The organism is Ligilactobacillus faecis (genome assembly GCF_029889745.1).
GTDB lineage: Bacteria > Bacillota > Bacilli > Lactobacillales > Lactobacillaceae > Ligilactobacillus > Ligilactobacillus faecis.
The window spans coordinates 805,766-831,371 of record NZ_CP123639.1 but is presented as its reverse complement, the minus strand read 5'-3'; the positions used below and the strand labels follow the sequence as shown (position 1 = coordinate 831,371).

27 protein-coding genes are annotated in these 25,606 nt (G+C 41.0%); 3 read left to right on the top strand and 24 right to left on the bottom strand.

The window, feature by feature from the left end:
• Nucleotides 1-152: 152 nt before the first annotated feature.
• From QFX10_RS04080 to QFX10_RS04035, 10 genes are all read right to left on the bottom strand, one after another.
• Nucleotides 153-1,460 carry an IS4 family transposase gene (locus QFX10_RS04080; RefSeq protein WP_280605492.1) on the bottom strand — a complete coding sequence of 436 codons (1,308 nt, stop codon included), beginning with the start codon at nt 1,458-1,460 and terminating at the stop codon, nt 153-155.
• A 145-nt stretch (nt 1,461-1,605) separates the two neighbouring features.
• Nucleotides 1,606-2,169, bottom strand: coding sequence for an alkyl hydroperoxide reductase subunit C (ahpC, locus tag QFX10_RS04075; RefSeq protein WP_280606939.1), 564 nt, complete (start codon nt 2,167-2,169; stop codon nt 1,606-1,608).
• 121 nt (nt 2,170-2,290) lie between these two features.
• Entirely contained in the window at nt 2,291-3,196 is a 906-nt protein-coding gene (locus QFX10_RS04070; RefSeq protein ID WP_280606938.1) for a hypothetical protein, read from the bottom strand.
• A gap of 98 nt (nt 3,197-3,294) precedes the next feature.
• Nucleotides 3,295-3,870 (bottom strand): DJ-1 family glyoxalase III, encoded by a 576-nt coding sequence (locus QFX10_RS04065; RefSeq protein WP_280606937.1) that lies wholly within the window; start codon nt 3,868-3,870, stop codon nt 3,295-3,297.
• A gap of 70 nt (nt 3,871-3,940) precedes the next feature.
• Nucleotides 3,941-4,582 carry a CpXC domain-containing protein gene (locus QFX10_RS04060; RefSeq protein WP_280606936.1) on the bottom strand — a complete coding sequence of 214 codons (642 nt, stop codon included), beginning with the start codon at nt 4,580-4,582 and terminating at the stop codon, nt 3,941-3,943.
• 18 nt (nt 4,583-4,600) lie between these two features.
• Nucleotides 4,601-5,212, bottom strand: a complete 612-nt coding sequence (locus tag QFX10_RS04055) for a LysE/ArgO family amino acid transporter (protein WP_280606935.1) — start codon at nt 5,210-5,212, stop codon at nt 4,601-4,603.
• A gap of 350 nt (nt 5,213-5,562) precedes the next feature.
• Nucleotides 5,563-6,228 carry a beta-phosphoglucomutase gene (gene pgmB, locus QFX10_RS04050; RefSeq protein WP_280606934.1) on the bottom strand — a complete coding sequence of 222 codons (666 nt, stop codon included), beginning with the start codon at nt 6,226-6,228 and terminating at the stop codon, nt 5,563-5,565.
• Between the two features lie 11 nt (nt 6,229-6,239).
• Nucleotides 6,240-8,498, bottom strand: coding sequence for a glycoside hydrolase family 65 protein (locus QFX10_RS04045; RefSeq protein ID WP_280606933.1), 2,259 nt, complete (start codon nt 8,496-8,498; stop codon nt 6,240-6,242).
• A gap of 99 nt (nt 8,499-8,597) precedes the next feature.
• Nucleotides 8,598-9,599 (bottom strand): LacI family DNA-binding transcriptional regulator, encoded by a 1,002-nt coding sequence (locus tag QFX10_RS04040; protein ID WP_280606932.1) that lies wholly within the window; start codon nt 9,597-9,599, stop codon nt 8,598-8,600.
• 143 nt (nt 9,600-9,742) lie between these two features.
• Nucleotides 9,743-11,608: a heavy metal translocating P-type ATPase gene (locus tag QFX10_RS04035; protein WP_280606931.1), complete on the bottom strand. Its 1,866-nt coding sequence runs from the start codon at nt 11,606-11,608 to the stop codon at nt 9,743-9,745.
• A gap of 191 nt (nt 11,609-11,799) precedes the next feature.
• On the opposite strand from QFX10_RS04035, the gene brnQ reads away from it, so the two are divergent.
• The gene (brnQ, locus tag QFX10_RS04030) at nt 11,800-13,155 is read left to right on the top strand and encodes a branched-chain amino acid transport system II carrier protein (RefSeq protein ID WP_280606930.1); all 1,356 of its coding nucleotides are present in this window, start codon (nt 11,800-11,802) and stop codon (nt 13,153-13,155) included.
• Between the two features lie 135 nt (nt 13,156-13,290).
• Here brnQ and QFX10_RS04025 read toward each other — a convergent pair whose 3' ends face one another.
• Together QFX10_RS04025 and QFX10_RS04020 are read right to left on the bottom strand one after the other, a co-directional pair.
• Nucleotides 13,291-14,829, bottom strand: coding sequence for an ABC transporter permease/substrate-binding protein (locus QFX10_RS04025; protein WP_280606929.1), 1,539 nt, complete (start codon nt 14,827-14,829; stop codon nt 13,291-13,293).
• Nucleotides 14,830-14,831: 2 nt separating this feature from the next.
• Nucleotides 14,832-15,758 (bottom strand): ATP-binding cassette domain-containing protein, encoded by a 927-nt coding sequence (locus QFX10_RS04020; protein WP_280606928.1) that lies wholly within the window; start codon nt 15,756-15,758, stop codon nt 14,832-14,834.
• Between the two features lie 159 nt (nt 15,759-15,917).
• Between QFX10_RS04020 and QFX10_RS04015 the strand changes: the two genes are divergently transcribed.
• Complete coding sequence (locus QFX10_RS04015) at nt 15,918-16,262, top strand: winged helix-turn-helix transcriptional regulator (RefSeq protein WP_280606927.1); 345 nt, start codon at nt 15,918-15,920, stop codon at nt 16,260-16,262.
• A gap of 29 nt (nt 16,263-16,291) precedes the next feature.
• Here QFX10_RS04015 and QFX10_RS04010 read toward each other — a convergent pair whose 3' ends face one another.
• Both QFX10_RS04010 and QFX10_RS04005 read right to left on the bottom strand, forming a co-directional pair.
• Nucleotides 16,292-18,073, bottom strand: a complete 1,782-nt coding sequence (locus tag QFX10_RS04010; protein ID WP_280606926.1) for an ABC transporter ATP-binding protein — start codon at nt 18,071-18,073, stop codon at nt 16,292-16,294.
• Nucleotides 18,070-19,794 carry an ABC transporter ATP-binding protein gene (locus tag QFX10_RS04005; RefSeq protein WP_280606925.1) on the bottom strand — a complete coding sequence of 575 codons (1,725 nt, stop codon included), beginning with the start codon at nt 19,792-19,794 and terminating at the stop codon, nt 18,070-18,072. The genes QFX10_RS04010 and QFX10_RS04005 overlap by 4 nt, the downstream gene beginning before the upstream one ends.
• A gap of 168 nt (nt 19,795-19,962) precedes the next feature.
• On the opposite strand from QFX10_RS04005, the gene QFX10_RS04000 reads away from it, so the two are divergent.
• Nucleotides 19,963-20,274: an ArsR/SmtB family transcription factor gene (locus QFX10_RS04000; protein WP_280606924.1), complete on the top strand. Its 312-nt coding sequence runs from the start codon at nt 19,963-19,965 to the stop codon at nt 20,272-20,274.
• 34 nt (nt 20,275-20,308) lie between these two features.
• Here the strand turns inward: QFX10_RS04000 and QFX10_RS03995 are convergent, their stop codons facing one another.
• The 10 genes from QFX10_RS03995 to QFX10_RS03950 all read right to left on the bottom strand — a co-directional run bounded on the left by QFX10_RS03995 (nt 20,309) and on the right by QFX10_RS03950 (nt 25,512).
• Complete coding sequence (locus QFX10_RS03995) at nt 20,309-20,800, bottom strand: hypothetical protein (protein WP_280606923.1); 492 nt, start codon at nt 20,798-20,800, stop codon at nt 20,309-20,311.
• Between the two features lie 63 nt (nt 20,801-20,863).
• Nucleotides 20,864-21,505 (bottom strand): DUF421 domain-containing protein, encoded by a 642-nt coding sequence (locus QFX10_RS03990; RefSeq protein ID WP_280606922.1) that lies wholly within the window; start codon nt 21,503-21,505, stop codon nt 20,864-20,866.
• 9 nt (nt 21,506-21,514) lie between these two features.
• Nucleotides 21,515-21,955, bottom strand: coding sequence for a DUF3290 domain-containing protein (locus tag QFX10_RS03985; protein WP_280606921.1), 441 nt, complete (start codon nt 21,953-21,955; stop codon nt 21,515-21,517).
• A gap of 89 nt (nt 21,956-22,044) precedes the next feature.
• Nucleotides 22,045-22,314, bottom strand: coding sequence for a PspC domain-containing protein (locus QFX10_RS03980; RefSeq protein ID WP_280606920.1), 270 nt, complete (start codon nt 22,312-22,314; stop codon nt 22,045-22,047).
• Between the two features lie 24 nt (nt 22,315-22,338).
• Nucleotides 22,339-23,283 (bottom strand): DUF4097 family beta strand repeat-containing protein, encoded by a 945-nt coding sequence (locus tag QFX10_RS03975; protein WP_280606919.1) that lies wholly within the window; start codon nt 23,281-23,283, stop codon nt 22,339-22,341.
• On the bottom strand, nt 23,267-23,905 hold the full coding sequence (locus QFX10_RS03970; RefSeq protein ID WP_280606918.1) for a DUF1700 domain-containing protein: 639 nt from the start codon (nt 23,903-23,905) through the stop codon (nt 23,267-23,269). Before QFX10_RS03970 ends, QFX10_RS03975 begins: the two co-directional genes overlap by 17 nt.
• Nucleotides 23,884-24,252: a PadR family transcriptional regulator gene (locus QFX10_RS03965; protein ID WP_280606917.1), complete on the bottom strand. Its 369-nt coding sequence runs from the start codon at nt 24,250-24,252 to the stop codon at nt 23,884-23,886. The genes QFX10_RS03970 and QFX10_RS03965 overlap by 22 nt, the downstream gene beginning before the upstream one ends.
• A 149-nt stretch (nt 24,253-24,401) precedes the next feature.
• Nucleotides 24,402-24,677, bottom strand: coding sequence for a hypothetical protein (locus QFX10_RS03960; protein WP_280606916.1), 276 nt, complete (start codon nt 24,675-24,677; stop codon nt 24,402-24,404).
• 20 nt (nt 24,678-24,697) lie between these two features.
• Nucleotides 24,698-25,084 carry an SMU1112c/YaeR family gloxylase I-like metalloprotein gene (gloA2, locus tag QFX10_RS03955; RefSeq protein ID WP_280606915.1) on the bottom strand — a complete coding sequence of 129 codons (387 nt, stop codon included), beginning with the start codon at nt 25,082-25,084 and terminating at the stop codon, nt 24,698-24,700.
• Nucleotides 25,084-25,512, bottom strand: coding sequence for a MerR family transcriptional regulator (locus tag QFX10_RS03950; protein ID WP_280606914.1), 429 nt, complete (start codon nt 25,510-25,512; stop codon nt 25,084-25,086). Before QFX10_RS03950 ends, gloA2 begins: the two co-directional genes overlap by 1 nt.
• Nucleotides 25,513-25,606 lie beyond the last annotated feature (94 nt).

Genomic DNA, 25,606 nt, shown 5'->3' with positions numbered 1-25,606 from the left:
GCTTTGAAAACCAATGTCATTAAGTTAAGCCTACAGTACTAAAGATTAGATATTGAAAAAGAGATCAGAAACATATTTTGTAGTTATCTGATCTCTTTTTATCACGACAAATAAGCTGATAGTTAATCAAATTTTTTTATCAGCACGTTCTTTTATGTTATTCTGTAGTTGAATCCTGATGCTTTTCTTCTGCTGGATGATCTTTTATAATGCCGACCATTCCTGATTGGAAGAATATTTTTAGAAATATAGGATTCTAACCGTTTTGGTGGGGATTTTCCTCTAATAAAAGATCTACACAGTCTCACAGCGACTGTAAAATTAACTTTATATTGATATGATCGAGCCTTTTCTTGGAGTGATACATGATCTATGATCATTTGGGTGAAATTGTACACTATAAGTTTAGCGTAGATCTCTTGAAGGATCCCCACTATTTTTTTAGCGTGAAAGTTCAATAATCCCAAGGTATGTTTCAATGTCCTGAATGCTGTTTCTATCCCCCAACGTAAATGGTAAAGCTTTTTTAGTTTCCAAGCTGGATATGAACTTTGATTTAGATTAGTTACTACAGTCACATCCTTGTCTTCGGATACAGAAAAACGTACTATTCTAAATTCAAGTGAATAAAATTCAGTTGGGTCAGCTTTCTTGGTTTTTTGTGATAAAAAATCGAAGGTCACATTGGCCGGTATAAATCTATAAGAATTACGTTCTCTAAATAATTCCTTAGTTTCTCTAGTTTGTTTACGTGTTAATTTTAGTGTGAAATGTTTATCGAATTGGCGTTCATCTGGAAGTGCTATTCCACTGATCACGCCATTGTTGTTTCGTACTCTGATCAAGAAAGACCAACCTTTTTCTTGGATGTGCGCTAAGGTATTATAAGATTCATATCCTCTATCGCCAATAATGAGCGCCTTAGGGATTTTAGAACGAGCGATCATTTTATTCAAGGCATTGCGCTCATTATCCATACCTTTTTGGACGATCACATCTGTATAAATTTGTTTGTCTAAGTCAAAGAGTGCGTTAAGGTGAAGTAAATTATAAGCTTTGCGACCATTTGGAGATGGAAAATAAGAGCTTTTATCAGTTGGATCAGTTGGGATATGAATACTAGAGCCATCGATAGCTAGGATCCTGATTTGACTTTGAGTGTTTTGTGATAATCGATCGGAAAACAGATGGAAGAATTTTTTAAACGCCTCAGCTTTTACTTTATATCTTTGTTGTGTAAAAGCTGAAACAGTGAGTTCCGGTATACCTCCTGTTAGTTGTGATAATTCACTTAGAATAGTCCCGCCACCCATTGATAGAATATAAAGTAGCGTGTCTTTAAAAACAAGTTTTCTCTGACGTATAAAATCACGTTTGGGATCGACAACATATTTTTCTTTTTCTTGGTCGATCGAGTCAAGGGTAGTTAAAAATAACTTTTTCAGTTGTGCTATATTCATAATGCTCACCTCCGTACATTAATAATCTCTATTAACGTCATAGATGTCAAAAAAGAGAGCTTGTATCAAATTTCTAAATTGAAATTTGATACAAGCTCTCTTAACTTAATGACATTGGCTTTGAAAACTCGTCTTTTTATTGATCTTATAATTTTCCTACGAGATCTAAGCTAGGCGTCAAAGTAGCTTCACCGGGGTGCCATTTGGCAGGGCACACTTGATCTCCGTGAGCGCGAACGAACTGAGCTGCTTGAAGCGTTCGTAAAACTTCGGAAGCATTGCGCCCGATGCCCATGTTATTGATCGTATATGATTGCACGACTCCATCTGGATCGACTAAAAAGACTGCGCGATAGGCTTGGCCTAGATCTTCATCTAAGACATCAAAAGCGCGCGCCAACTTCCCAGCTGGATCGGCTAACATCGGATATTCCAACTTGCCGATCCCTTCAGAAGTTTCTGCCCAAGCTTTATGGACAAACTCTGTGTCTTCTGAGACAGAGTAGACTTCGGCGTTAGCTGCTTTGAACTGCTCGTAATTGGCTTGTAAGTCCTCTAACTCAGTCGGACAAACAAACGTAAAGTCAGCCGGGTAAAAGAAGAACACGCTCCAGCGCCCTAAAACATCTTTTTTGGCAACATCTTTTAGCTCACCTTGATGATAAGCTTTAACGGTAAAATCTTGGATCTCTTGTCCAACATAATTCATTTTCAACGCCTCGCTTTAGATTTTCTTCGTGATACACCTTTAGTATAACGCAAGCTCCTCACTTGTCAACCTTTATACATCGGGCTTAGTTCGGTCTTTTTAGAAAATTTTTAAACTAATATCATTGTAGACTAGAGGCCATCACGATCAAGCGTTCTAAGTTATTAGCTTTGAACTCGTAAACGACGTTATCTTTGTTCCACGTCAAAGTTTGCCCTAAATAGTCATTTTTATCAGTTGTTTCAAAGCGCGCGTTCCCTCGTTGGGTCGGAGCTGGTAAACGATAACGTTCTAGTAACGCCACTGCTTTTTGCGCCGCGACTGTCGGATTTTCGCCCGCCACAGGACTGCCGTGCATCGTTAACGACCAGTTGCCTTCGTTCCAGTGTAAATAACGTTGGCCTGCTCCACTATTGACGGTAGCTTGGATGTTATAACCTAAATTGATCTTAGGTAAACTTCCTTGCGAAGCATCAGTCGTATATTCGATCTGGTCTTTGGCTTCATCAACGCTAGCATAAGTTTTCTTAGTCAAAGTTGCATATAAGGATCCGTCTTTAACGCCATCTTCATTGATATTTTTAGCTTCTTTAGCTAAATAATAGTTGGCAGTATAGTTATTGATATCTCCTTCAAAGAAGATGTTGACTTTTTTATTGGTATCTTCTTGACCAGAGAGCGTCACAACTAAAGCCGAATCCCCCAGTTTTTGGCGCATCGCTCCAGCGGCATATTGGACCCGTTCATTGTTAGTCAAATTAGCGCCTTTATCGTCTCCACTTGTTTGACTTTGGGTGCTTTCACTTGAGCTCGCTTCACTACTTGAACTTGAGCTTTGGCTACTTGAACTTGCCTGAGTCGCTTGACTTGTTTCACTGCTTTTAGCTTGACTACTTGAGCTTTTTTCAGCTACTTTTGATGTTTGCGTCTTAGAGCTCGTATCTTTTGCTTGCTTACTTTCAGACGAACAACCTGCTAAGAGCGCTGTACATAAAAGAGTTAAAGTTAATTTAGATAATTTCTTCATTACACTCATCCCCTTAATAAAATATCTACTTTTAGGATACATGATTTAGTCGCAGAGTACAAAAAAGAGGCCACGATCCAGTTGCGGCCTCTTAGAGCTTAACGGCTAGCTAATAACATATTGTAAAGCATGCCGTCCTTTAATTTTTCAACATCTGCACCTAAGATCTGTGCGATCTCATAAGCATAAGCCCAAGCTGTAGCTGGTCCACGACTTGTCACAAGATGTTTTTCTTCATCAACGACGACTAAGCCTTCTTCAAAGATCCCATCTTTGACTTCATCAGCGATCCCAGCTTCCATCCCTGGGTAAAGCGTGTAGTGACTACCGTCTAACAGACCGTAACGCGCAAAAGCGATCGGCGCAGCACACATCGCTGCGTTCCATTTACCCGCTTCTTGACGTTTGACCATCAAATGGCGTAACGTTTCACTGTCACGCAAACTTTCTGCTCCTGGAAGACCTCCAGGAAAGATCACCATATCATAATCCAATAAACTTTCATCCAGCACTTTATCACAAGTCAAGACGATATTGTGGTCTCCGTTTACGATCTTATCAACTAGACCGACCATATCGCATTTGATCCCAGCACGCCGTAAAACGTCAACGCTTGAAAGTGCTTCTACTTCTTCACATCCTGGTGCGATCAGCACTGCTGCTGTTTTTGCCATAAATAGTACCCCCTTGTCTTCTCAACTACTATTTTAGTCCAAGATCAAAGTTTCGTTAAATCTTAAGCCTCTAATTTGTATAAAATTTGCGGGCGTATGTTTGATCGACGTTGCTCGGGCGCTCTTTCAAGTGGGAAGCAAACATCTTGTTCAATTCATTATAAAAATCATAACTAAATGGTGCATTAGCGATAAGCTGATCACCTTTTGTCGCAACTAATTCAAGTTTTCCTGGAGCTTTACGCTCAAATAAAACTTGATCGTAATCGATCTCTTGTTGCGTCAATAAAATGTATTTCATCAATTCAACGATCCGATCATCGATCTTTTCATCTCGTAACATGATCTTTTCACGTAAAGCCCCTGGATCAGCAGTGTAGCGGATCTCATAACCATCAGCTAAAAGATCTTGGTCGCTTAGTTGATGAGCTGCAAGTAAAGCTTGCGAGATATTTTGGCGCGCTTGCGCTAAATTTTTTTCATCAGCGACATATTGGATCAAGAGTTTTTGTTTTACATCAGTGTAAAGCAGATCATATAAGACGGTTGCTTTCGTTTGGCAAGCAGGACAAGTAAAGGTAAATAATTCACCTGTCAAAAGCTGTTCTTTGAGCTTTGGTTCTAAAGTTGCATTGATCGAATCGTATTTTTTAAAAGTTGTCTTTGTTTGACAGTTTGGACAGATCAGCACTTGTGTCGAGATCTTTGTCATTTTTAGCGCCCCCAAAAATTAAATAAAGTTTTTTAGACCTTCAATAAATAAGAAGATCCCATATACGGCAACGATCGCCCCACTAACAAGATTGATCCCTCGTAAAAGACGGTCTGAGATCTTGTTAGCAAAGACGTTGAATGCAGTCGTCATCCCCATATCCCAGATAAATGACGCACTGACTACCCCAATAATAAAAAAGATACTTTCCGATACACTCAATGTGCCCCGACTGGCCCCAAGCATCATCGTCCCATCGATCAAAGCTTGGGGATTGGCCCAACTCACGACTAAAGCAGATAAAAAGGCCTGCTTTAAACTCTGCTTACTTTCGGAACTTGTTAGAGCACGCTGATCAGCCGCACGAATGATCGACCACCCGATATAAGCCGTCAACAGCCCCCCCAAGAGCATGATCACGATCTTTAACAGTTCATTTTTAGCGATCAAAGCCCCGATCCCATAAAAAGCTGCCACACAAAAAAGTGCGTCAAAGACCCACACAATAAAAGTATAGAGCCAAGCTCGTGTCAATTTATATGAAAGTCCGTTGTTGAACACATACACGTTTTGCATCCCGATCGGCGCCACAAAAGCAAAACCGATCAAAAGTCCTTGTAAATATGCCATTTTCTTACTGTCACTATATCAAGTGTGGCCAAAGAGACGAGTGCTTTCTCTTTGCAAAAGCGATATAGCTTTTTCCTTTTTTATTTAGTCAGCTCAAAAAGAGCTTTGCACTACTGTACTATTTCAGTAAATTTTCACCACCTTGTATTTGATGATACGCTTTAATTTACCTAAAAAACAGTATTGCTTTGATTAAATCTTCGCCCTTAAATTATAATGTTTATACCACACTTGTCCTTTCTTAAAAATCTCAACTAGTAAATGCCTACTTGTTCATAGTAACACAATCATACAAAAAAATAGTACCATCTCTCTTAAACAAGAAAGATAGTACTACCATTCAAACTTTATTACTTAGCTTTTTCCCAAGTCTTTTCAAATAACTCATATGAGAAGTCTGCGGTCGTATTCACAACTGCATCTGCTTGGCTCAATTCTTTAGGATCACCAACAGCCACAGCTGTCATATTAGCTGCTTTGATCGCAGCCACACCAGAGACCGCATCTTCAACACCGACACAGTCACGTGGATCAAGGTCGACTGCTTTAGCACCAGCTAAAAAGATATCTGGCGCTGGTTTGCCATTTGCAACTTTGCTTGGATCAGCGATCGCATCGAATTTTTCATACAGACCAAGTTTTTTCAAGATCGCAGGCGCATTTTTAGAAGCAGAAGCGATCGAAAGTTTCACGTCATGTGCTTTTAATTGCGCGATCAGATCTGTGATCCCTGGTAAGATATCGTCTTTTGTCAATGTATCGATCGCTTTTAAATAATAACCATTTTTCTTTTCAGCCAACTGCGCGATCTGTTCTTCATCATATTGATCTAAGATGTTACCAAATTCTAAGATCTTCACTAAAGAATCTGTTCGACTGATCCCTTTTAGTTGAGCTTCAAACTCAGCTGGCAACTCGAGGCCAAATTGTTCTTTGGCTAATTGGCTCCACGCTTCAAAGTGGAACTTCGCTGTATCGGTGATCACACCGTCAAGGTCAAAAATCGCACCTTTCATCTTCTTGCCTCCTAAGCAACTGTTAATTCTGTTTCTTTACCATTCAATTTGATCGTCAAAGGTTCACCTTTCAATAATTTGATCGTTGAACCAGCTTTTGTCACATCGATACTCAAGAGACGACCACGGAAGTTGATGCGGAACTTGTAACCTTCCCATTCTTTAGGCAAGAATGGTGCAAATTCAAGTTGCCCGTCAATGACCCGCATCCCAGCAAAACCTTGAACGATCGCTAACCATGAACCTGTCATCGAAGTGATGTGCAGTCCATCTTCAGTATCGTTGTTATAGTTATCAAGGTCTAAGCGTGCTGTTCGAGAGTACATTTCAAAAGCTTTATCTTCTTTATGAAGATCAGCCGCTAAGATCGAATGGATCGATGGGGAAAGACTTGATTCGTGAACAGTCAATGGTTCATAGAATTCAAAGTTCTTTTCTTTTTGTTCTGGCGTGAAGTCTTCAACAAAGTAGTAGATCCCTTGTAAAACATCAGCTTGTTTGATATATGGTGAGCGTAAGATCTTATCCCAAGACCAGTTTTGGTTCAATGGAAGTTGATCTTGTGGTAGATCTTTGACTGGTGTAAGATCCTTGTCTAAGAATGTATCATGTTGCACAAAGATCCCTAATTCTTGATCTTCTGGCAAGTACATCTTATCTGCGATCTCTTCCCATTTAGCTAATTCAGCTGGAGTAAGGTCAAGTTCAGCTAATTTTTCAGCTGAAACTTCACCAGCCACTTCACGTGTATAGTTCAAACACCATTTAGCCAACATATTTGTGTACCAGTTATTGTTGATGTTATTTTCGTATTCGTTTGGTCCTGTGACCCCGTGGATCATATATTGCTCTTTACGCTTCGAGTAGTGGACCCGATCAGCCCAGAAGCGTGCGATCCCAACTAAAACATCAAACCCGTCGTGAGTTGCATATTCTTTATCGCCTGTATAACGAGTGTAGTTGTAGATAGCATATGCGATCGTCCCGTTACGGTGGATCTCTTCAAACGTGATCTCCCATTCATTGTGGCATTCGATCCCGTTAAAGGTCACCATTGGATAAAGAGCACCTTTTAGGCCTTGTTGTTGCGCGTTGTGGTAAGCACCAGCCAATTGGTCAAAGCGATATTTGAGCAAGTTTTGGGTCACTGATTTATCAGCCAAAGCTAGATAAAGCGGAACTGCAAAAGCTTCTGTGTCCCAGTATGTGGCACCACCGTATTTTTCACCCGTAAAGCCTTTTGGTCCAATATTCAAACGAGCATCGTCCCCGTAGTATGTTGAGAAGAGTTGGTATAAGTTAAAGCGGATCCCTTGTTGTGATTCAGCGTTCCCTTTGATCTCAACGTCTGCTTTTTCCCAACGTTTAGCCCAACCAGCTGCTTGTTGTTCTTTTAATTCAGCAAAACTGAATGCTGCTTGTTTTTCACTGAGCTCTTTAGCAGCCTTACTCAAAGCTTCACGTGTCTCATAGTCACGCGAAGTCACAACGATGACCCGTTTTTCAAGTTCAGCTGTCTTCCCTGGGGCTAATTCACCAGAAAAAACATTAGCAACATGTTTTTCACTTGTTTCAGCTTGTTTTGCTTCTAGATCTGTCACATGTGCTGCTAACATTTCCACGGTAAATTGTGGTGTCCCAAAGTTATTTGGGATCGTCTGAGCAGTCAAAGAACTGTGATCTTCAGCGACATTTTCCGCTAAAACGTTCCAGAATTTTTCATCATAGTTTGCATCTTCGTTGAAGACATCGGCATCGATATAAGATCTGATCTCGATGTTGGCTGGTCGATCGCTCAAGTTTTCGACTGTGATCTTAGCAGCGTAAAGTTCTTTTTGAGCTACGCTGACAAAGCGTTCAAAGTTCAAACGGAATTTTTGTCCATCTTTTTCAACGATATAACTACGAGTCAATAAGCCTTTTTGCATATCTAAAACTAATTCATAGTCAGAAAAAGCATCTTGTGCGATATCGACCGAAGAACCGTTCAACTTGATATCAACTTTTGTAAAATCAACAGCATTGATCACTTTGCCAAAGTATTCTGGGTAACCATTCTTCCACCAACCAACACGCGTCTTATCTGGATACCAGACCCCGCCAAGGTAGATCCCTTTATGCGTATCGCCGGAATAATTTTCTTCAAACATCCCACGCATACCCATGTATTCGTTACCAATACTTGTCATACTTTCTTGGAGTCGCTTGTCTTCAGGTTTCAATTCATGTGTGACGATCTTCCATGGATCGATCTCAAAGATTCTTTTCATTATATTCTGACCACCTTTTCAAATTTAAACGTTTTCATTTCGATACATTTATTATATATGCAATCGGTTGCACATGCAAGTAAAAAAAGACAAAAATCGTTAAATTTTTGTCGATTCGCGTTCAATGATCTTATGCGGGACGATCACCGCATTGCTTTCTAACTTCAAAGTATCAGATTTGATCGCAAGAGCTGCCGCTTCTGAGCCTAAGAAGCGCGGGAAGATCTCGACTGAAGTCAACGCTGGTCGGGCTAGCTTAGCCAGCGCTGAATTGTTGAAGCCCATCACTGCGATCGCTTCTTCTTCCAGACCACATAAATGCTGGAGCGCTAGGGCTAAATTATCGTCACAAGCTAAGATCGCCACTTTTTTAACGTCTTTTGGTAAGGCTTTTTGTAAAAGCTCACGGTCCTTTTTCTCATCGGCGCGCGTGGCAGCAAAACACACTGCTTGGCTTTTTCTCCCACTCTCTTTCACTGCCGCTTCATAGCCTTTGAAGCGGGCATTTTGGACATTTTCTGCTAAATCAGTATACGCATAGATGATCGTTTCATAGCCTTTATCGAGTAAAAAGCAGGCCGCATCATACCCAGCTAAGTAGTTGTCATTATCAACATGGTAGAGCGTCTCTTTTTCAGTATACGGTGTTCCGATCATCACATAACGCACGTGCTTTTGACGTTTGACAAATTCTAAGACGGGATCATCTGCTTGCGAATAAACAAAGACAAAACGCGTGATATTGCCACGTTTGATCATCGTTTCGATATTTTTGATCAACTCAGCACTTGTTTGTCCTGAAGCCACAGAAACTAAATAATCATGTGCATTACAGATCGAAGCTAGACCTTGGATGATCTGGATAAAAAATGGATTATCGCCGACATCTTCTTCGCGCGCTGGCAAAACGACCCCTAGCGTATTTGAAGTTTGATTAGCTAAATTTTGCGCAACAAAATTAGGCGAATAATCCAATTCTGTCATTGCTTTTTTAACTCTTGCTTTTGTCTCTTCACTGATCAAAGGACTGTCATGCATCGCCCGTGAAGCGGTCGATGGTGAGACCCCTGCTCGTTTGGCGACGTCTTTTATCGTTGCCATTTGGCCACCACACTTTCTATTAAAACGTTTGCATACATATGAGTATATACCGCAAACAGCTTATCTTGCAAGCTCAAATACTAGCCCTATTTCCTTGGAAATACCTGCAAAAAAACGCCTGCCTTGCCAAGCAGACGTTTTAGTTATTTTTTCAATGGATACATGATCCGCAAGGCATTTAAAACGGCTAACACTGTCACCCCGACATCAGCAAAGACAGCTTCCCACATCGTCACATCACCAAACGCACCTAAGATCAAAAAGAGCGTTTTGATCCCAAGAGCCAAAATGATATTTTGCCAAACGATCTTTTGGGTCCGTTTGGCAACGGCTAAAGCTTTTAAGATCGCTTGCGGATCATCTTTCATCAAAACGACATCGGCTGCTTCGACAGCTGCATCCGAGCCTAATGCTCCCATCGCGATCCCAACATCGGCTTGACTCAAGACTGGTGTATCATTGAGTCCATCGCCGACAAAGGCCACTTGGTGTCCGTTTTTTTGCTGGAGCTTTTGGACAGCTATCAACTTATCTTGTGGCAAGAGCTCAGCTTTAAACTGCGCGATCCCTAACTCTTTAGCAACACTTTGGGCACTTTTTTGACGATCGCCAGTCAACATCACTGGGGTCAGTTCTTTAGCTTTCAGTTGGGCGATCGTTTTTTTAGCCGTCTTCTTAAGGGTATCTGTTATCACGAGATAACCTTTGACTTGCCCAGCATAAGCAACATGTACGATACTACCGACTGTTTTCACATCACCGACTAACGGCTGGAAGCCATGAGTTTTTAAGAGCTTAGCATTTCCAACTAAGAGCTCTTTTCCTAAATAAGTCGCTTTAACACCTGCGCCGACTTGTTCATCTAACGCTTCAACTGCTGGAAGTTGACTTTGACCATTTTTCGAAACGATCGAACGCGCGAGCGGATGCGGTGAGTGTTGCTCTGCGATCGCAGCTAAGCGCACTAATTCTTCTGGCGTGACTTTTTCAGCAGGAACAACTTGGGCGACTTTGAATTCACCTGTCGTCAAAGTCCCGGTCTTATCGAAGACAAACGTTTTGATCTTTGTCAAACGTTCTAAATAATCACTACCCTTAACTAAGACACCTTGTCTCGAAGCTGCCCCGATCCCGGCAAAAAAGCCTAAGGGGATCGAGATCACTAACGCACAAGGACAGGAGATCACTAAAAAGATCAAAGCACGATAAAACCAAGGTTCAAATGGTCGACCAAAAAAAAGCGGGGCGATCGTCGCCAATAAGACCGCTAAACAGACAACAACAGGTGTATAGATCTTGGCAAAGCGCGTGATAAATTTTTCAGTTGGTGCTTTCTTTTGACTGGCATTTTCAACAAGCTCTAAGATCTTGGCGATCGTTGAAGCGCCGTATTCTTTGGTCACTTTGATCTCAAGGACACCATTTTTGACGATCATCCCACTTAAAACTTCACTACCACTCAAAACCGCTCGAGGCTCACTTTCACCTGTCAAAGCTGCCGTATCGACATATGAACTACCGTTAGTGACGATCCCATCTAACGGGATCTTTTCACCTGTTTTGACAACGATCGTTGCGCCTACTTTAACTTCTTTTGGGGTCACACGCTTGAGTTCTCCAGTAGCCATTTTTATTTGTGCATATTCAGGACGAATATCTAACAAGTCTGTGATCGAACGCTTTGAACGCGCGACTGCAACTTCTTCAAAGAGATCTCCGATCGCATAAAAGAGCATCACAGCTACGGCTTCTGGATATTGTTTGACGCCAAATGCTCCTAAAGTCGCGATCGTCATCAAAAAATTCTCATCAAACCACTTTCCTTGAAAAAGATGCACTAACGCTTCTTTGATGACAGGAAGTCCAATGATCAGATAGGCTAACAAATAAAGCCAAAATTTAGCTGTAGCTCCAAAAAAAGGTAAATAAGCTCCTAAAAATAAAACTAGCGTACTTCCGATCTGAAAAGTTTTTTGTTTATCTGTTACTAATAATTCCTTAAATCTCATGGTTCTCACTTCTTTCATTCTACACTTATGAATATATGTTCATATCTTCAATTAAAGTGTAGCACACTGCACATTTTCTGACAAGGCTAGGTACTTCAAAAGTTGACTTTATGTTTCAAGTAATGTAGCTTAAAATTTATAGCATTTTACATAATAGCAGAAAGGAATCTTTAGCTTTATTTATTGAAATCATGGAAAATAATCGTTTGACTTATAAAAATTATATCGTGATCGGTTCTTTGATCTTTGGGATGCTCTTTGGGGCCGGAAATTTGATCTTTCCCGTGCATTTAGGTCAATTAGCAGGGGCTAATTGGTGGCAAGCGGCTCTTGGCTTTTTGACCTCAGGTGTTTTGCTCCCAGTCTTAGGGCTGTTGGCGATCAGTATCACTTCTTCGCAAGGGATCTATGACTTAGCTCGTCCGATCGGACACCATTATGCACTAAGTTTTATGATCTTGATCTACGCTACGATCGGACCTTTTTTTGCCACTCCTAGAACTGCAACGGTCCCATTTACGATCGGCTTTGATCCTTATTTACCTAAAACATGGCACACTGGTGGGCTTTTGCTCTACTCTGCACTCTTCTTTTTACTTGTTTATTATCTTTCTAGTAAAGAAAGTAAGATCACTGTTTTGATCGCGAAAGTTTTGAATCCGGTCTTTTTGCTCATGTTATTTGTGATCTTTTTACTAGCATTTAGTTCACCACTTGCCTTAGCTAAAAACGCTCCGATCACCTTAGAATATGCAACTAACGCACTTTCTTCTGGTTTGCTCCAAGGTTATAACACGATGGATGCCTTAGCTTCTTTAGCCTTTGGGATCACCGTGATCACTGCCGTCAAACAACTGGGCGTCACCGAGCAAAAAGAAATTTCGCTGGCTACAGCTAAAGGCGGTTCACTTGGGATCTTGTCGATCGGCGTGATCTACATCGCCTTGATCTTATTAGGGGCTCAAAGCGTTTCGACTTTTGGCTTAGCTGAAAACGGCGGTATCACTTTGACACAGATCGCTCACCACTATCTAGGCGTCTTCGGTGATGCTCTCTTAGCAACTTTGACGACAGTCACATGCCTTTCGACTTCGATGGGACTTGTGATCGCAAGTTCGCAAACTTTCCATCAGCGCTTTGAAAAGATCTCTTATAAACAAATGTTAGCTTTGAACTGTTTGCTTTCGTTTACGATCGCAAACTTAGGCTTAGATACGATCATTTCTTGGTCTTTACCAGTTTTGATGTTTCTCTATCCCCTTGCGATCACTTTGATCCTACTAGGGATCACCTCACCGCTTTTCCAAAAAAGTTCGCTCGTTTACCAAACAACGACGCTCTTTACTTTGATCCCAGCACTTTTTGATCTTGTCAATGCTCTGCCAGCTGGGCTCAAGCAGACTTCATTTGTTCAAAGTATGTTACGTTTTGCTTCGCGCAATTTTCCTTTCTTTGAATTAGGTTTTGGCTGGATCTGCTTTAGTCTCCTCGGTTTCTTTATCGGGATCATTTGGTACTTAGTGCGTAGCCAAAAACGTGCGCAATAAAGAGTCTGTGATATAAGTAGTTTTTCATATTATCTACATTAATAAAAACTAGTATTTTCAGAATAAAGAAAGACATCTTCAAAATTCCAAACGTCGGAATTTGAAGATGTCTTTTTACTTATGTCACAGCTTCTTTTATTTATCTTTAGCTTGCAAGAGTCCTTTTTTTAATAAATACTCGCGTGCGACGGTACTTGCTTTGCGATGCTTGACTGTGACTTGATAATTTAACGCTTGCATCTCTGAAGCACTGATCTGACCACTTAACTTTTCTAAACTTGCTACGATCTGCGGATTTTCTTTGGCAAATTTTTCTGTCATCAACGGCGCACCTTGATATGGTGGGAAAAAATGGCGGTCATCTTCTAAAACGACCAGATCATATTGCTTGATCTGGGGATCAGTTGTGTAACCATCGACTAAATTGACTTTATGGTTAGCGATCGCTTGATACCGCAACGCTGGTTCCATGACTGAGATCTTCCCAAAATCAAGGCCATACACCTTTTTCAAACCTAAATAGCCATCTTCTTGGTTCGAAAAATCTGGATCAAAGCCAGCTTTGACAAAAGCATTGACCCGCGCTAGATCACTTAATTTCGTAACATTATAGCGTTTAGAAAATTCCTTAGTGACTGCTAGGTCATAGCCATTTTGATACGCCATCGGTCTTAAATAACGCAATTGATATTTAGCAGCTAACGCCTCTTTAGCTAAAGTATACGTTTTGTTTGGATCACTTGGGGTCTTTTGATCCAATTTGACTAAAGCTTCTAAGACTGTGCCTGTAAATTCAGGATAAATATCGATCTGATCTTTTTGTAAAGCTTGAAACAAAAAAGTCGTCCCACCAAAATTTGGTTTTAAGCTGACTTTAGCGTTAGGATCATCTTGTTTGATCAGATCACGATACATATTCATCAAGATCTCCGGTTCACTACCTAATTTGCCTGCGATCACGACCTTAACTGGCTTTTCTCGCACAGCTTCATAAGTTTGATAGCCTGCTAGCCCTACTAAACAGGTCGCTAGTAGTCCTAACGTTATGAGGATCCTTTTTTTAGTTTGTCCGATATATTTTAGACCAAAGCTAAAGCTAAAGGCTAACGCAGCTGAAAGGATCCCACCGATCAAAAGATATGTATTATTATTTTGCTGGATCCCAAGCATGATATACGTGCCTAAGCCCCCAGCACCGATAAAGGCTGCTAAAGTCGCCGTTCCGATCACTAAAACAAGGGCGATCCGGATCCCTGAAAAGATCAGCGGCAAAGCTAACGGTAACTCAAGCCGTTGCAATTTTTTTCTTTTTGAAAGTCCAAAAGCGTCGGCGGCTTCACTTAGGTTAGGATCGATATTTTTCAGACCCGTATACGTATTTTGATAGATCGGCATGATCGCATATAACGTCAAAGCGATCACCGCTGGAACTGGTCCGATCCCTACAAGTGGGATCAAAAGACCTAACAAAGCTAAACTGGGGATCGTTTGGATCATCCCAGCTAGTTGGAGCATCGCTTCGCCTAAAAAAGGCTTATCTCTAAACCAGATCGCAAGTGGCAAAGCGATCACTAACGCACAAATTAAAGCTAAAAACGATAAAGTGATATGTTCAGCTAGAGCACTCAAGATCTCACTTTTTTGCGTCACGAGCGTCTCGATCAATTTTGTCATCTTTAAATACCTGCACTTTCAAGATACTGAAGCAGCTGATCTAGCGTCAAAGTGTACGTGGCTTCGTGGTAATTGAAATCTAAACTTGGCTGTTTGCGCAAGTAACTGAGCACTTCAACGACCGCTGTAAGTTCTGGACATTTCTCATCATAAGGTTTAGGAGCTAGACTTAAAGAAGCGATCAGCTCTTTTAACATCAAAGAATTTTTGGGGCTTTGACTGAAAAATTCTTTGACGAAACGATCAGCTGGTGCAGTCAAGAGCTCATGTGGCGTTCCAACTTGTTTGAGCTGACCTTCATTTAAAACCGCGATCCGCTGCCCTAAACGCAAGGCTTCTTGCATATCATGGGTGACAAAAACGACGGTCATCTTGAATTTTTGCCACAACTTTAAGATCAATGTCTGCATCTGTTGGCGTAAAACTGGATCAAGGGCACTAAAAGATTCATCCATCAAGATCAGCTTCGGATCAGCCGCTAAGGCACGGACTAAAGCTACTCGCTGTTTTTGTCCGCCCGAGATATCTTTTGGGTAGCGTTTGGCATACTTAGATGCCGGTAATTCGACGAGCTCGAGCAATTCTTGGGCGCGCTTGCGCCGTTTGACCTTAGCAACGCCTAGCTGTTCGAGTTGGAGTGCAATATTATCTTCTAACGTCAAATTGGGAAACAAGCTACTTTCTTGTAAAACATAGCCCATGCTCAAACGTAATTTTTGTATATCATGATCTTTGATCTTGGTTCCATCTAAATAAATATCGCCCCTTGTTGGGACTGTAAGTCGATTTAACATGCGTAAAAGCGTCGTCTTCCCGCTCCCACTTGGGCCGACCAACACAAAAAATTCACCATCTTTGATCGTCAGATCGATCTGCGTCAAGATCTCATTTTGACCATAGACCATCCCAACATTTCGATACTCTATCATTATGACCACCTACATTTTGAATAAGTAAGAACTTTACCATAGTTTGCCTGACATCTACAAAAAAGACAATCAATATGCTTGTCTGGCTGTGATACCTCTAGCATGATCAAGCTGGTCTCTAACATAAAGTTTTATAGTCTCGAAAAGAGAGTGTTAAAATTGACAAATCGTCCTTTACCACAAGCCGGCAGTTGCCCTGTCGCAACAACGGTCAACCTTTTATCGAGCAAATGGAAACTCTTGATCGTCCGTGATCTGCTCAAAGGCACTAAACGTTATAGTAAACTCAAACAAAGCGTCGCAGGCGTCAGTCAAAAGATGCTGACCCAAAGTTTGCAAGAACTCGAACAAGATGGCTTAGTTTTACGCGAAGTTTTTCCAGTCATCCCTCCACGCGTCGAATATCGTTTAAGTCCTTTAGGCGATAGCTTACGACCTCTTTTCAGTGCCCTTGAAGATTGGGGCCTGATGTATCTTGAGCTCAAACAAAAAGAGTCAAGTTGACCCACTTTTAGGGTCGACTTGACTCTTTTTTAGTCTAAGACCATTTGGTTCGTATAAAGTTCATAATAGAAGCCTTGTTTTTGGAGTAATTCTTCATGACTACCTTGTTCGATCACATAACCGTCTTTTAAAACGGCGATTTCATCTGCATTGATGATCGTCTTCAAACGGTGGGCGATCACAAAGCTCGTCCGTCCAGCTAATACGGCATCCATCGCTTTTTGGATCTTTTCTTCTGTCACCGTATCGACGTTAGAAGTCGCCTCATCTAAGATCAAGAAATCTGGATCAGAGAGCAATGTCCGTGCAATACTGATCAACTGTTTTTGTCCAGTCGAAAACAGTGCATGTTCTTCGCTGATCTGAGTCGCATAACCAGCTGGTAAAGTGCTGATAAAATCATGGATCTGTGCTTGTTTCGCCGCTTCGATCATCTCAGCTTCACTTGCATCTGGGCGCCCATATTTGATATTATCGGCGATCGTCCCAGTAAATAGCACAGAATCTTGTAATACGATCCCGATATGTTGGCGCAATGATCCTAACGTCAAAGTGCGTACATCGAGCCCGTCAAATTTCACTGCCCCTGAATCGACATCGTAAAAGCGGTTGAACAAATTCATCGTCGTTGTTTTCCCTGAACCGGTCGGACCGACTAACGCTAACATTTGCCCTTTAGCAACACTAAGATCGATCCCATGCAAGATCTCTTTACCTTTATTATAGCTAAAGTGGACATCTTCTAAACTAACTCTTTCTTTGACTGGCTGCATCACCTGACCATTTGGAACGGTATCTTCTTCAGGTTGTTCTTCAACTTCGGCTAAACGTCTTGCCCCCGTTAAAGCTAGTTGGATCATCGAATAGATCGACGTCAGCTGTGTCAAAGGTTGGAAATATGTTTGCGAATATTGCACAAACATCACGATCAATCCCAAACCGACGGCTGTATTCATCTGTGAATCAGCGACCATCCAAGTTCCACCAACGATCACGATCGCAAGATTCAAAAGCGAAAGTCCTTGCATCAATGGGAACAAAAGCCCTGAGTAAAATTGACCGCGAAACATCGTTTCTTTGACTTTTTGATTTTGCTTATCAAAGCCAGCAATCGATTCTTGTTGGAGCCCGTTACTCAAGATCACTTGCTCACCGTTGATCTGTTCGTTGACGTAACCATTTAGATTTGAGATCTCATCTTGTTGTGCGTCTAAATATTTCCGCGCTTTATTCATGATGATCAGAGCGATCAAAATAACAACAGGCGTCGAGGCCATCGTAAGCAAGGCCAATTTGACATTGATCGAAAACATGACGATGATCACACCGATAAAGAGCGCCCCTTGCGAGATCAATTCAAAGATCGCATTATTCAAAGCATTCAAAATATTATCGATATCTGATGTAAATAGCGATAATAACTTACCATCTTGATGCGTATCAAAATATTTGATCTTCATTCGTTGCAATTTAGCAAAAAGGTTTTTGCGCATCCCATTAGTCGCATCCGATGTAAAACGTGACATGATCATCCACGAGATGTATTGTGCGATCGCATTAGCTAAGAAGAACGCCCCCATCAAGAACAAAGCTTGATAAAAACTTGCCATCGAAGCAGTCGCGCGCGTCTTAGGATCCATGTACTGTGCCAAATATTTTCCAAGTTCGGTGACAGCGTTCCCCATATAGACTGGGGCAATGACTTGAAAGAAGGTCGCAGCTAAGGTCAAAATGACCATGACAGCGATCGCCTTCCAATACGGACTCAAGTACTTATAAAAATAACGACATGCTTTTTTTAGATCTTTCATTTAGCTTCGCCCCCTTTTGCCCGTTGTGTTTGATAGATCTCACGGTAAAGTTCTGACGTTTCTAAGAGTTTTTCATGCGTATCGAAGGCTTTGACTTCACCTTGATCAAGCACTAAGATCCTATCTGCATCCATGACTGAAAAGATCTTTTCAGCAATGATAAATAACGTCGTATCATTTAATTTTTGCTCTAGCGCTTCTTTGACTTTTTTTTCAGAACGCGCATCAAGCGCTGAAGTCGAATCATCTAAGATCAATACTTTCGGCTTGCCCACGACGCCACGTGCGATCGAGAGCCGTTGCTTTTGCCCTCCAGAAAGGTTGGCTGAGCGTTCTTCGACTTGGTGTTCATAAAGATCAGTATATTGTTCGACAAACTCAGAAGCTTGTGCAATATCTGTCGCCCACTTGAAATCTGTTGGTGTTGCTTTTCGGTCACCTTGGCGCAAGTTGTCTGCGATCGTTCCTGAAAAGAGCAAAGCTTTTTGTAAAACAAGCGCAACGGCTTTGCGAAGTGAACTTTCATTGACATGCTTAAGATCAACGCCACCAACTTTGACAGTCCCGGCAGTTGGATCGTACAGGCGCGTCATCAGTTGGGCTAACGTCGATTTACCTGAACCAGTCGCCCCGATGATCCCGATCGTCTCACCTTGTTTGACCTTGAAGCTCACGTGTTTTAAAGTTTCATCTTTCGCATTTGGATAAGCAAAAGAAACATCATCAAATTCAACGTCGCCACTCAAAGCTTGTTTAGGCGCGTTTGGATCAAAAGTCAGATCTGGTTTCGTTTCTAAAACTTCTTTGATCCGTCCAAGTGAGATGAAACCACGCGCATACATCGCCATCGTCATCCCCCCAAAGGCTAACGTAAACAGCAATTGCATCAAATAACCGATATAGGATGTGATCGCTGCTAATTCGCCTGGAGCATTAACGATATTTTTTCCGACTAAATAAATAACTAATGTGATCCCAGCATCACAGACAAGGAAAAAGGCCGGTAATAGTGTTGAGAACATGTAACCGATCTTGATGTTCAAAGTATTCATCTGATCAGAAACAGCATCATAGTTTTTAGCTTCACGCTCTTGTTGGTTGAAAGATTTGACGACACGGATCCCTTGTAATGCTTCTTTAGCGATCGTATTGCTTTGATCAAGATTCTTTTGGAAACGGTCAAATAATTTACCTAACTTGGGAAAAGTCAAGACGATCACGCTTGCGACCGCTACGAGCATGACGATCTGGACCCACCAAAAACGTGGCATCGTCACGATCCCCATCACAAACGCGCCGACCATCATGATCGGCATGCGTAAGATCTGCATGAAAGTCGTCATCACGATATTCAAGACCTGATTCATATCGTTGATCAAACGCACAACAAGTGTCCCCGCAGAGAATTTTTCAATATTACTCAAAGAAAAGCTTTGGATCTTACGGTAAGTTTGCGCACGTAAGTCACTTGTCGTCCCTTGCGCGATCTTAGCCGCAAAATAGACATTCAAGATCCCAGCAATGACCCCGATGACTGCTAGTAAGATCAAAATAATACTGTCTCTAAACATCGCTTGACGGTCATTTTTAAGCAAACTATCTAAGATATATTGCAGCATTCGTGGCTGGATCAATGTACAGGTCGCAGCAATAATGATCGTGATCACTGCCCCGACGATCGCACCACGATAATGCTTCAAATGTGGTGTTAAGATCTGCATTATTCTACCCCTCATATTATGAAAAAATTCTTAAGCATTTTTAAGCTTAGTACTTACTACTCTACCTGAAACATAAAAAACATTCAACTCTATTTGCTCAAAATTTGACTTGATTGGTATAATGAAAATTGATCAGCTTGACAGTGTAAAATTTAAGCAGGTGAACGTATGACAATAGAAAAAAAATTAACTCTTCCAACTGAAGAAGAGACTAATGCTAGCGTCCAGATCTTCAAAGCTTTTGGAAATGAGACGCGCTACAAGATCTTATCCTTACTCTTTGGCCAAAAATTGACAGTCAATGAGATCGCCCAGACGATCGCGATGACACAATCTGCTGTCTCTCATCAGTTAAAGATCCTCCGCCAAACAGGTCTCGTTTCAAGCAAACGTGACGGTCAACATGTCTACTATGCCTTAGCTGACCAACATATCATCATGATTTTCAAACAAGTCAAAGAACATATCAGTGAAGACTAAAAAAGGATAGAACGCTTTGTTCCATCCTTTTTTGTTATCTGACTCGTGTATAGAGCTTGTCGATCGGAGCCTTATTACCATCATGTCCAAATTGTGCTAATTTGTTATCAGCGGCATGATTCCAAGCTAAATAATCTTGTTCATCTTCCCAGACATTAAGCAAGAGGAATTGATAACTCTTCTTTAAAGAGAGCAAAACTTTAGCTGACTTCAAGCCAAGTGGGCGGGCTTTTGGATCATCCCAAGAAGCCATGACTGCATTGAAGACTTTTTGTTGATCTGTATCAAGTGTCATATAGCGCAACTCTAAAAGTCCGTCCCAATCTGTCGGACCGATCGCGTTGACAACACGATAATTTAGCCCTGTTTCAAAGACAGATTCTTTACCTGAGATGTCAACTAAGAGACAATCTTGTGATCTGACAATTGAACTATACAAGAGAAATTCACGGTCACTATACCGTTTGACCAGCTCTTCAAGAATATTTTTAGGGCCTAACGCAAAGCTCATTTCATTTAATGCCATAGTGCATCCTTCTTTCAGCAATTTTACTTTTTTAGTATAGCACTTCTTGAAAAAAAGGTCGCCTTACTTTGTTGGATAACTGATCAAATGCAATTTTCCGTCAATATATTCACCTAAAAAGACTTGACTAGCATTTTCAAAACCTGCTCGTCTTAGCTCTTGTCCGACCCAAACTTCATCTTTTTTGATCATCTCTAATATATCGAGATTCACGATCCCATCACTGATCAACGGATAACGGATCCTCTCAGCTTCGCCATACTCGATGATGCTCAACTGCCCATTTTGCTCTAAAACAGCACTTTTGACTTTTGCCAGTTCGTAGATCCCACTACTGCGTAAACGAAACATCAATTCATCAGCCGTGATCCCACGCCTCAAACAAGCCTCAACGTTCAAGCGCCCATTTTTGACTAACACTGTCGGGCGTCCATCAACAAAAAGCTTGAAGAGACGTACGTGATTTTTCAAAAATTGTAAGATCATCACGACTAAAGTCCACGCCACTAAGACCATCAAAAATTGTAAGATCGTGATAGCTTGATTGTAAATGATCCCCCCGATGATCCCCCCTAAAACATAGTTTTGGAGTTGATCTAACGGAGTTACTGGCGCTAAATTACGTTTCCCGACTAAATTGATCTGAATGATGATCGCTAACATCCCTAAAATAAATTTGATCAAGATCTCACTATAAAATCCCATTTTTTACCCCTACTGCACTTTGATATTTTGGTCGATCATATGTGTCCGCTCTAAATTATAACTACTGCGATCAGGACTAAGCGAGACCCGGTAGTACTTATCGGCAACTTTGACGATGATCCCATCAGCTAAAGTCCTACTATTTACGGATACTTTAGCTTGTGGTACTCGGGTCTCTTTTGCCACTGACCGTAAAAATGGTTGGATCTGAGAAGACGAGAGCGTTTGGCTCTTATGCTGTTCAAAGCTATTATAATTTAGTCCAAAAAGATATAGCATGATCAAGACCATGATGATACTTAGATCGCGATACTTTGTTTTTAAACGATTTTTAGCGTAGGCCAACAAAGTCAAAGTCAAGATCAATAAAACGACTACTCCCACCCCGTATAGAACAGCTTGATCGACTTGATGTTGTGCTTTTAAATAGTCTAATGTGTAAAAAGTCATATACTAGCCCCTTTATTTTTTATATATTATACAATATTTTTAGCTAAAAAAAGAAGCTTGGCCTAGCTCCAAGCTTCTTAGCAGTCATATTAGCGCTCTTTAAATTCACCTTCGATCACATCATCATCGTCTTGTCGGTAACTTTTTTGTTCATTGTTAGGTGCATCTGGCATCACAAGAGCTGCAATAAAGTAGATCAAAAGTCCTAAGATCACATTTCCCGGGAAAATGATCAAGATCGCACCAATGATCCGCGTGATAGCTTTATCCCAACCAAAGTACTCAGCTACCCCACCAAAAACACCCGAAACAACTTTATCTTTTGATTTAGTCAACTGTTTGTTCGTTTTTCTTGCCATAACTATCATCCTTTCTTTGATCTTTTACTCAACTATATTATCGCCATCTTCAACAGTCAAACTCAAGGTATCTGCTTGGTCCATCCCACTTTCAAGTTGATCTTTTGATGTTTGGTCACGCAACCTGTTCGTCCCTGTTTCTGTTACAAGACGATACCCTTTAGTATTTACATTTTTTACTCGGTTAGTTCCACTTTCATTTGTAACGGTATAGTGTCCATTAAAGGTCACATTCTCAGCGGTAAGATCACCATCTTCTAAACTCGTCGAACCATTTTCAAACACAGTTCCATTTTGATAGTGCACATCGCCTGCTTCTTGGTCGATCTGAATATTTTTCAAGGTCCCCCCATAAATTTTAAGATCGCCAGATTCAAATTTAAGTTCACCGTCATTTAAATTCGAATCTCGCACGGTGATATCACTTCCAACAGAAGAATCGATCTTGACCCGCTCGATATTTACTTGTTCCAAGGTCAACTCAGAAAGATCTGCATTCAACTCTAGCTCTTTTAGTGTGAGACCTTTTAAGAAAAATGAGCCCGTGAAGAAATTATCGAATTTGACATTTTCGAGCTTTTTATCTTTGGGCACAGTGATCACCAGTTTGGCTTCATAAACATCTGAAGCAAAGCCTGTGAGCCGTCTTAAGTTTTTCTTTCTTTGGATCACGACTTGATCATCTCGATACGTAATATCAGGTTCATTTTGCGAATTCCCGTCATATTTGATGCTATAGGTGTCACCTTGTCTGATCTCGACTTGAGCGACAGCTTCGAGATCTTTTAGATCGATCTTAGTAAATTCTTTTTTAGCGTAAGTTTTTTCGATCCGTTGATTCTTTTTAGCCACTTGTGGGCTCAGACCATCAAATTCGATATCGCGTACCCCATTAAAGGCGATCCCAACGACCAATGAAATGATCCCTAAAGCTAAAACGATCCAACCGGCTTTAAATATCTTTTTCATCTCTATCCCCTCCAATATGATTGCGATTTTTGACTAGTCTGTCATAGAGGTAACGGGAAAGATTCGCGATCCCTTGTAAGACCACTCGAATGATCCAATAAGCGATCGGGATCGTGACAAGTAAAGCCCCTAATGCTGTTACCCCGATCCCTAGATAAAACAGACCCACGGCCCAATTTGAGATCAACAAAGCAAACCCGATATATAACGTAACGCCCATCAAGACAACGCCCCCACAAAAGAGGATCACGGCGCCAAAAACAACGGCTAAAAAGACAGCCACGATCGCAACTAAGAGCCCGATCAAAAGCCCTCCGACCCCGATCAAAACAGGTGAAGCTAATAAGGCTAAGATCACAAGCCAGATCATTTTGATATTTGAGCGTGGAGTTGCCGTATTACGATGCTTGACCTCTTTTTCGACCGATCTGATCGAATAATCAGCTAAAACTTTTTTACTCAAAGCTCTCGGTGTTCCTAAACGGTCTTCGATCTGCGCCCGTGTTTCTAGCCCAGCATCTTCGATAAATTCCGAATAAAACATGATCGCATCGGCGCGTTCTTCAGGCGTCAAAGCTTGTAAGTATTCCTCCAATTCTGTTAAATATCTTTCCCGATCCATGGTTGCCCCTCCTCATTTTCTTCAGTTCGATGATAACTATCGACTGCTGCAAAAACAGCGTCTAAGCTTTCTTTATAATCATTCCACATTTTTTTGATCCGTTCTAAGTGGTGTTCCCCGCGTTCTGTGATCTTATAGTAACGCCGATTGCGCCCTTGATAAGGTGCATCGTAAGTCGTCACATAGGCATTTTTTTGTAAGCGTCGCAAGACAGGATACATCGTCGATTCTGAGATCGAGATCGCCTGTTGCATATCCTGAGTCAAGGCATAGCCGTAATAGTCTTGGCGCTCAAGCAAGGCTAATACTAAACCATCTAATAGATCAGCAGTTACTTTGATTTCCATACGACTTTCTCCACCTTTCTTTGTTATATTATCTTAACTTCAATGATATTATATGACGTATAATATAGATGGTCAAGTAATATTATTTAAAAAATATAAATAAAATCTTTCTGAACAAAAAAAGCCTGAGTCCTAACGACTCAAGCTCTTTAAGCAAATCTGATCTGAACATAAGCTAATACGCTAGCAAAGACTAGCGTCACAACTAAACAAAAAACGCGCCCAGCATACGAATTTAGCTTCTTTTGCTGGATCATCTTGTTGATCGGTCGTTCAAATTCAAAGCCGACCCACCAGACGATCACAAGTAAAGCTAGTTTATTGAAAATGCTCAACGGTAAAAATCCACAAGCTAAAAAAGTCATCAACACGACTAGCGCTGTCATCGGATAATGAATGAGCGCTTGTTTTAGTTTCTCAGTCATACATATCATCTCTTTTACTTTTATTCATGTAATTCAAGGGGCAAACCGTCTGGATCAAAGAAAAACAGCATTTTCTTCCCATTATAATCATCGACTCTGACCGCTTCACATTTGACATTTTGCGCTTCTAAATAGCGTTTAGCTTTTTCTACGTCAGCTGTCTTAAACGCTAGATGACGTAGACCACATGCCTCGCCTGTGCTTCCACTGATACGCGCTGGGGCGTCTGGTTTGATAAAGAGCTCTAAGACAAGCTCTGCTTTGCATAACAGCAATAAAATATCATTTTTTTCAGGTCTTACATGTTCTGCTGTTAAAGTAAAACCTAAGATATCACGATAAAAATGGAGCGCTTTTGTACGGTCATGACAAATAAGCGCGATATGATGTGGTGTGCTAAATTCCATCACTTTCCCTCCAACGGTCGCATTTCAAAGCGCGAGCCGTTTTCATCCCGGATCCCGACGACTTTTTGACCTGCATAAGTACCTAACTCAAGTTCACCGTAACCTTTTTTTAAATCTGTCACTTTGACTTCTTTTAAACAATCGACCATAAAATGGCGCACGACCATCATCTCTTTACTACGCTGTTCTGATTTTTCGACTGCTTTAGCTAATGTGTAGCCTTCATCGATAAAATGCTTGATCGAACCGACTTTATATAAGATATCTAAACTATATTTTCGTACGGAACTTTTAGGATCATCTAAAGAATGGATATAGCCACGTTCTTCCCAGTAACGTAACTGGCGTCCAGAAACGCCTGTGATCTTACAAACATCCCCGATCCCGATCTGAATATCATGGATAAATTCTGGCTTATTCTTATGCATTATTTTTCCCTCACTTAATCTTTACTTGAATTACCCCTTTGCTATTGATTGTATATTTTTTATCAACTTTGTCAAGATACTTGACATAATTTAA

Excerpts from the sequence above, each read along its gene's own strand:
- QFX10_RS04080 (WP_280605492.1), bottom strand. The coding sequence starts at position 1,460 with ATGAATATAGCACAACTGAAAAAGTTATTTTTAACTACCCTTGACTCG.
- ahpC (WP_280606939.1), bottom strand. The coding sequence starts at position 2,169 with ATGAATTATGTTGGACAAGAGATCCAAGATTTTACCGTTAAAGCTTAT.
- QFX10_RS04070 (WP_280606938.1), bottom strand. The coding sequence starts at position 3,196 with ATGAAGAAATTATCTAAATTAACTTTAACTCTTTTATGTACAGCGCTC.
- QFX10_RS04065 (WP_280606937.1), bottom strand. The coding sequence starts at position 3,870 with ATGGCAAAAACAGCAGCAGTGCTGATCGCACCAGGATGTGAAGAAGTA.
- QFX10_RS04060 (WP_280606936.1), bottom strand. The coding sequence starts at position 4,582 with ATGACAAAGATCTCGACACAAGTGCTGATCTGTCCAAACTGTCAAACA.
- QFX10_RS04055 (WP_280606935.1), bottom strand. The coding sequence starts at position 5,212 with ATGGCATATTTACAAGGACTTTTGATCGGTTTTGCTTTTGTGGCGCCG.
- pgmB (WP_280606934.1), bottom strand. The coding sequence starts at position 6,228 with ATGAAAGGTGCGATTTTTGACCTTGACGGTGTGATCACCGATACAGCG.
- QFX10_RS04045 (WP_280606933.1), bottom strand. The coding sequence starts at position 8,498 with ATGAAAAGAATCTTTGAGATCGATCCATGGAAGATCGTCACACATGAA.
- QFX10_RS04040 (WP_280606932.1), bottom strand. The coding sequence starts at position 9,599 with ATGGCAACGATAAAAGACGTCGCCAAACGAGCAGGGGTCTCACCATCG.
- QFX10_RS04035 (WP_280606931.1), bottom strand. The coding sequence starts at position 11,608 with ATGAGATTTAAGGAATTATTAGTAACAGATAAACAAAAAACTTTTCAG.
- brnQ (WP_280606930.1), top strand. The coding sequence starts at position 11,800 with ATGGAAAATAATCGTTTGACTTATAAAAATTATATCGTGATCGGTTCT.
- QFX10_RS04025 (WP_280606929.1), bottom strand. The coding sequence starts at position 14,829 with ATGACAAAATTGATCGAGACGCTCGTGACGCAAAAAAGTGAGATCTTG.
- QFX10_RS04020 (WP_280606928.1), bottom strand. The coding sequence starts at position 15,758 with ATGATAGAGTATCGAAATGTTGGGATGGTCTATGGTCAAAATGAGATC.
- QFX10_RS04010 (WP_280606926.1), bottom strand. The coding sequence starts at position 18,073 with ATGAAAGATCTAAAAAAAGCATGTCGTTATTTTTATAAGTACTTGAGT.
- QFX10_RS04005 (WP_280606925.1), bottom strand. The coding sequence starts at position 19,794 with ATGCAGATCTTAACACCACATTTGAAGCATTATCGTGGTGCGATCGTC.
- QFX10_RS04000 (WP_280606924.1), top strand. The coding sequence starts at position 19,963 with ATGACAATAGAAAAAAAATTAACTCTTCCAACTGAAGAAGAGACTAAT.
- QFX10_RS03995 (WP_280606923.1), bottom strand. The coding sequence starts at position 20,800 with ATGGCATTAAATGAAATGAGCTTTGCGTTAGGCCCTAAAAATATTCTT.
- QFX10_RS03990 (WP_280606922.1), bottom strand. The coding sequence starts at position 21,505 with ATGGGATTTTATAGTGAGATCTTGATCAAATTTATTTTAGGGATGTTA.
- QFX10_RS03985 (WP_280606921.1), bottom strand. The coding sequence starts at position 21,955 with ATGACTTTTTACACATTAGACTATTTAAAAGCACAACATCAAGTCGAT.
- QFX10_RS03980 (WP_280606920.1), bottom strand. The coding sequence starts at position 22,314 with ATGGCAAGAAAAACGAACAAACAGTTGACTAAATCAAAAGATAAAGTT.
- QFX10_RS03975 (WP_280606919.1), bottom strand. The coding sequence starts at position 23,283 with ATGAAAAAGATATTTAAAGCCGGTTGGATCGTTTTAGCTTTAGGGATC.
- QFX10_RS03970 (WP_280606918.1), bottom strand. The coding sequence starts at position 23,905 with ATGGATCGGGAAAGATATTTAACAGAATTGGAGGAATACTTACAAGCT.
- QFX10_RS03965 (WP_280606917.1), bottom strand. The coding sequence starts at position 24,252 with ATGGAAATCAAAGTAACTGCTGATCTATTAGATGGTTTAGTATTAGCC.
- QFX10_RS03960 (WP_280606916.1), bottom strand. The coding sequence starts at position 24,677 with ATGACTGAGAAACTAAAACAAGCGCTCATTCATTATCCGATGACAGCG.
- gloA2 (WP_280606915.1), bottom strand. The coding sequence starts at position 25,084 with ATGGAATTTAGCACACCACATCATATCGCGCTTATTTGTCATGACCGT.
- QFX10_RS03950 (WP_280606914.1), bottom strand. The coding sequence starts at position 25,512 with ATGCATAAGAATAAGCCAGAATTTATCCATGATATTCAGATCGGGATC.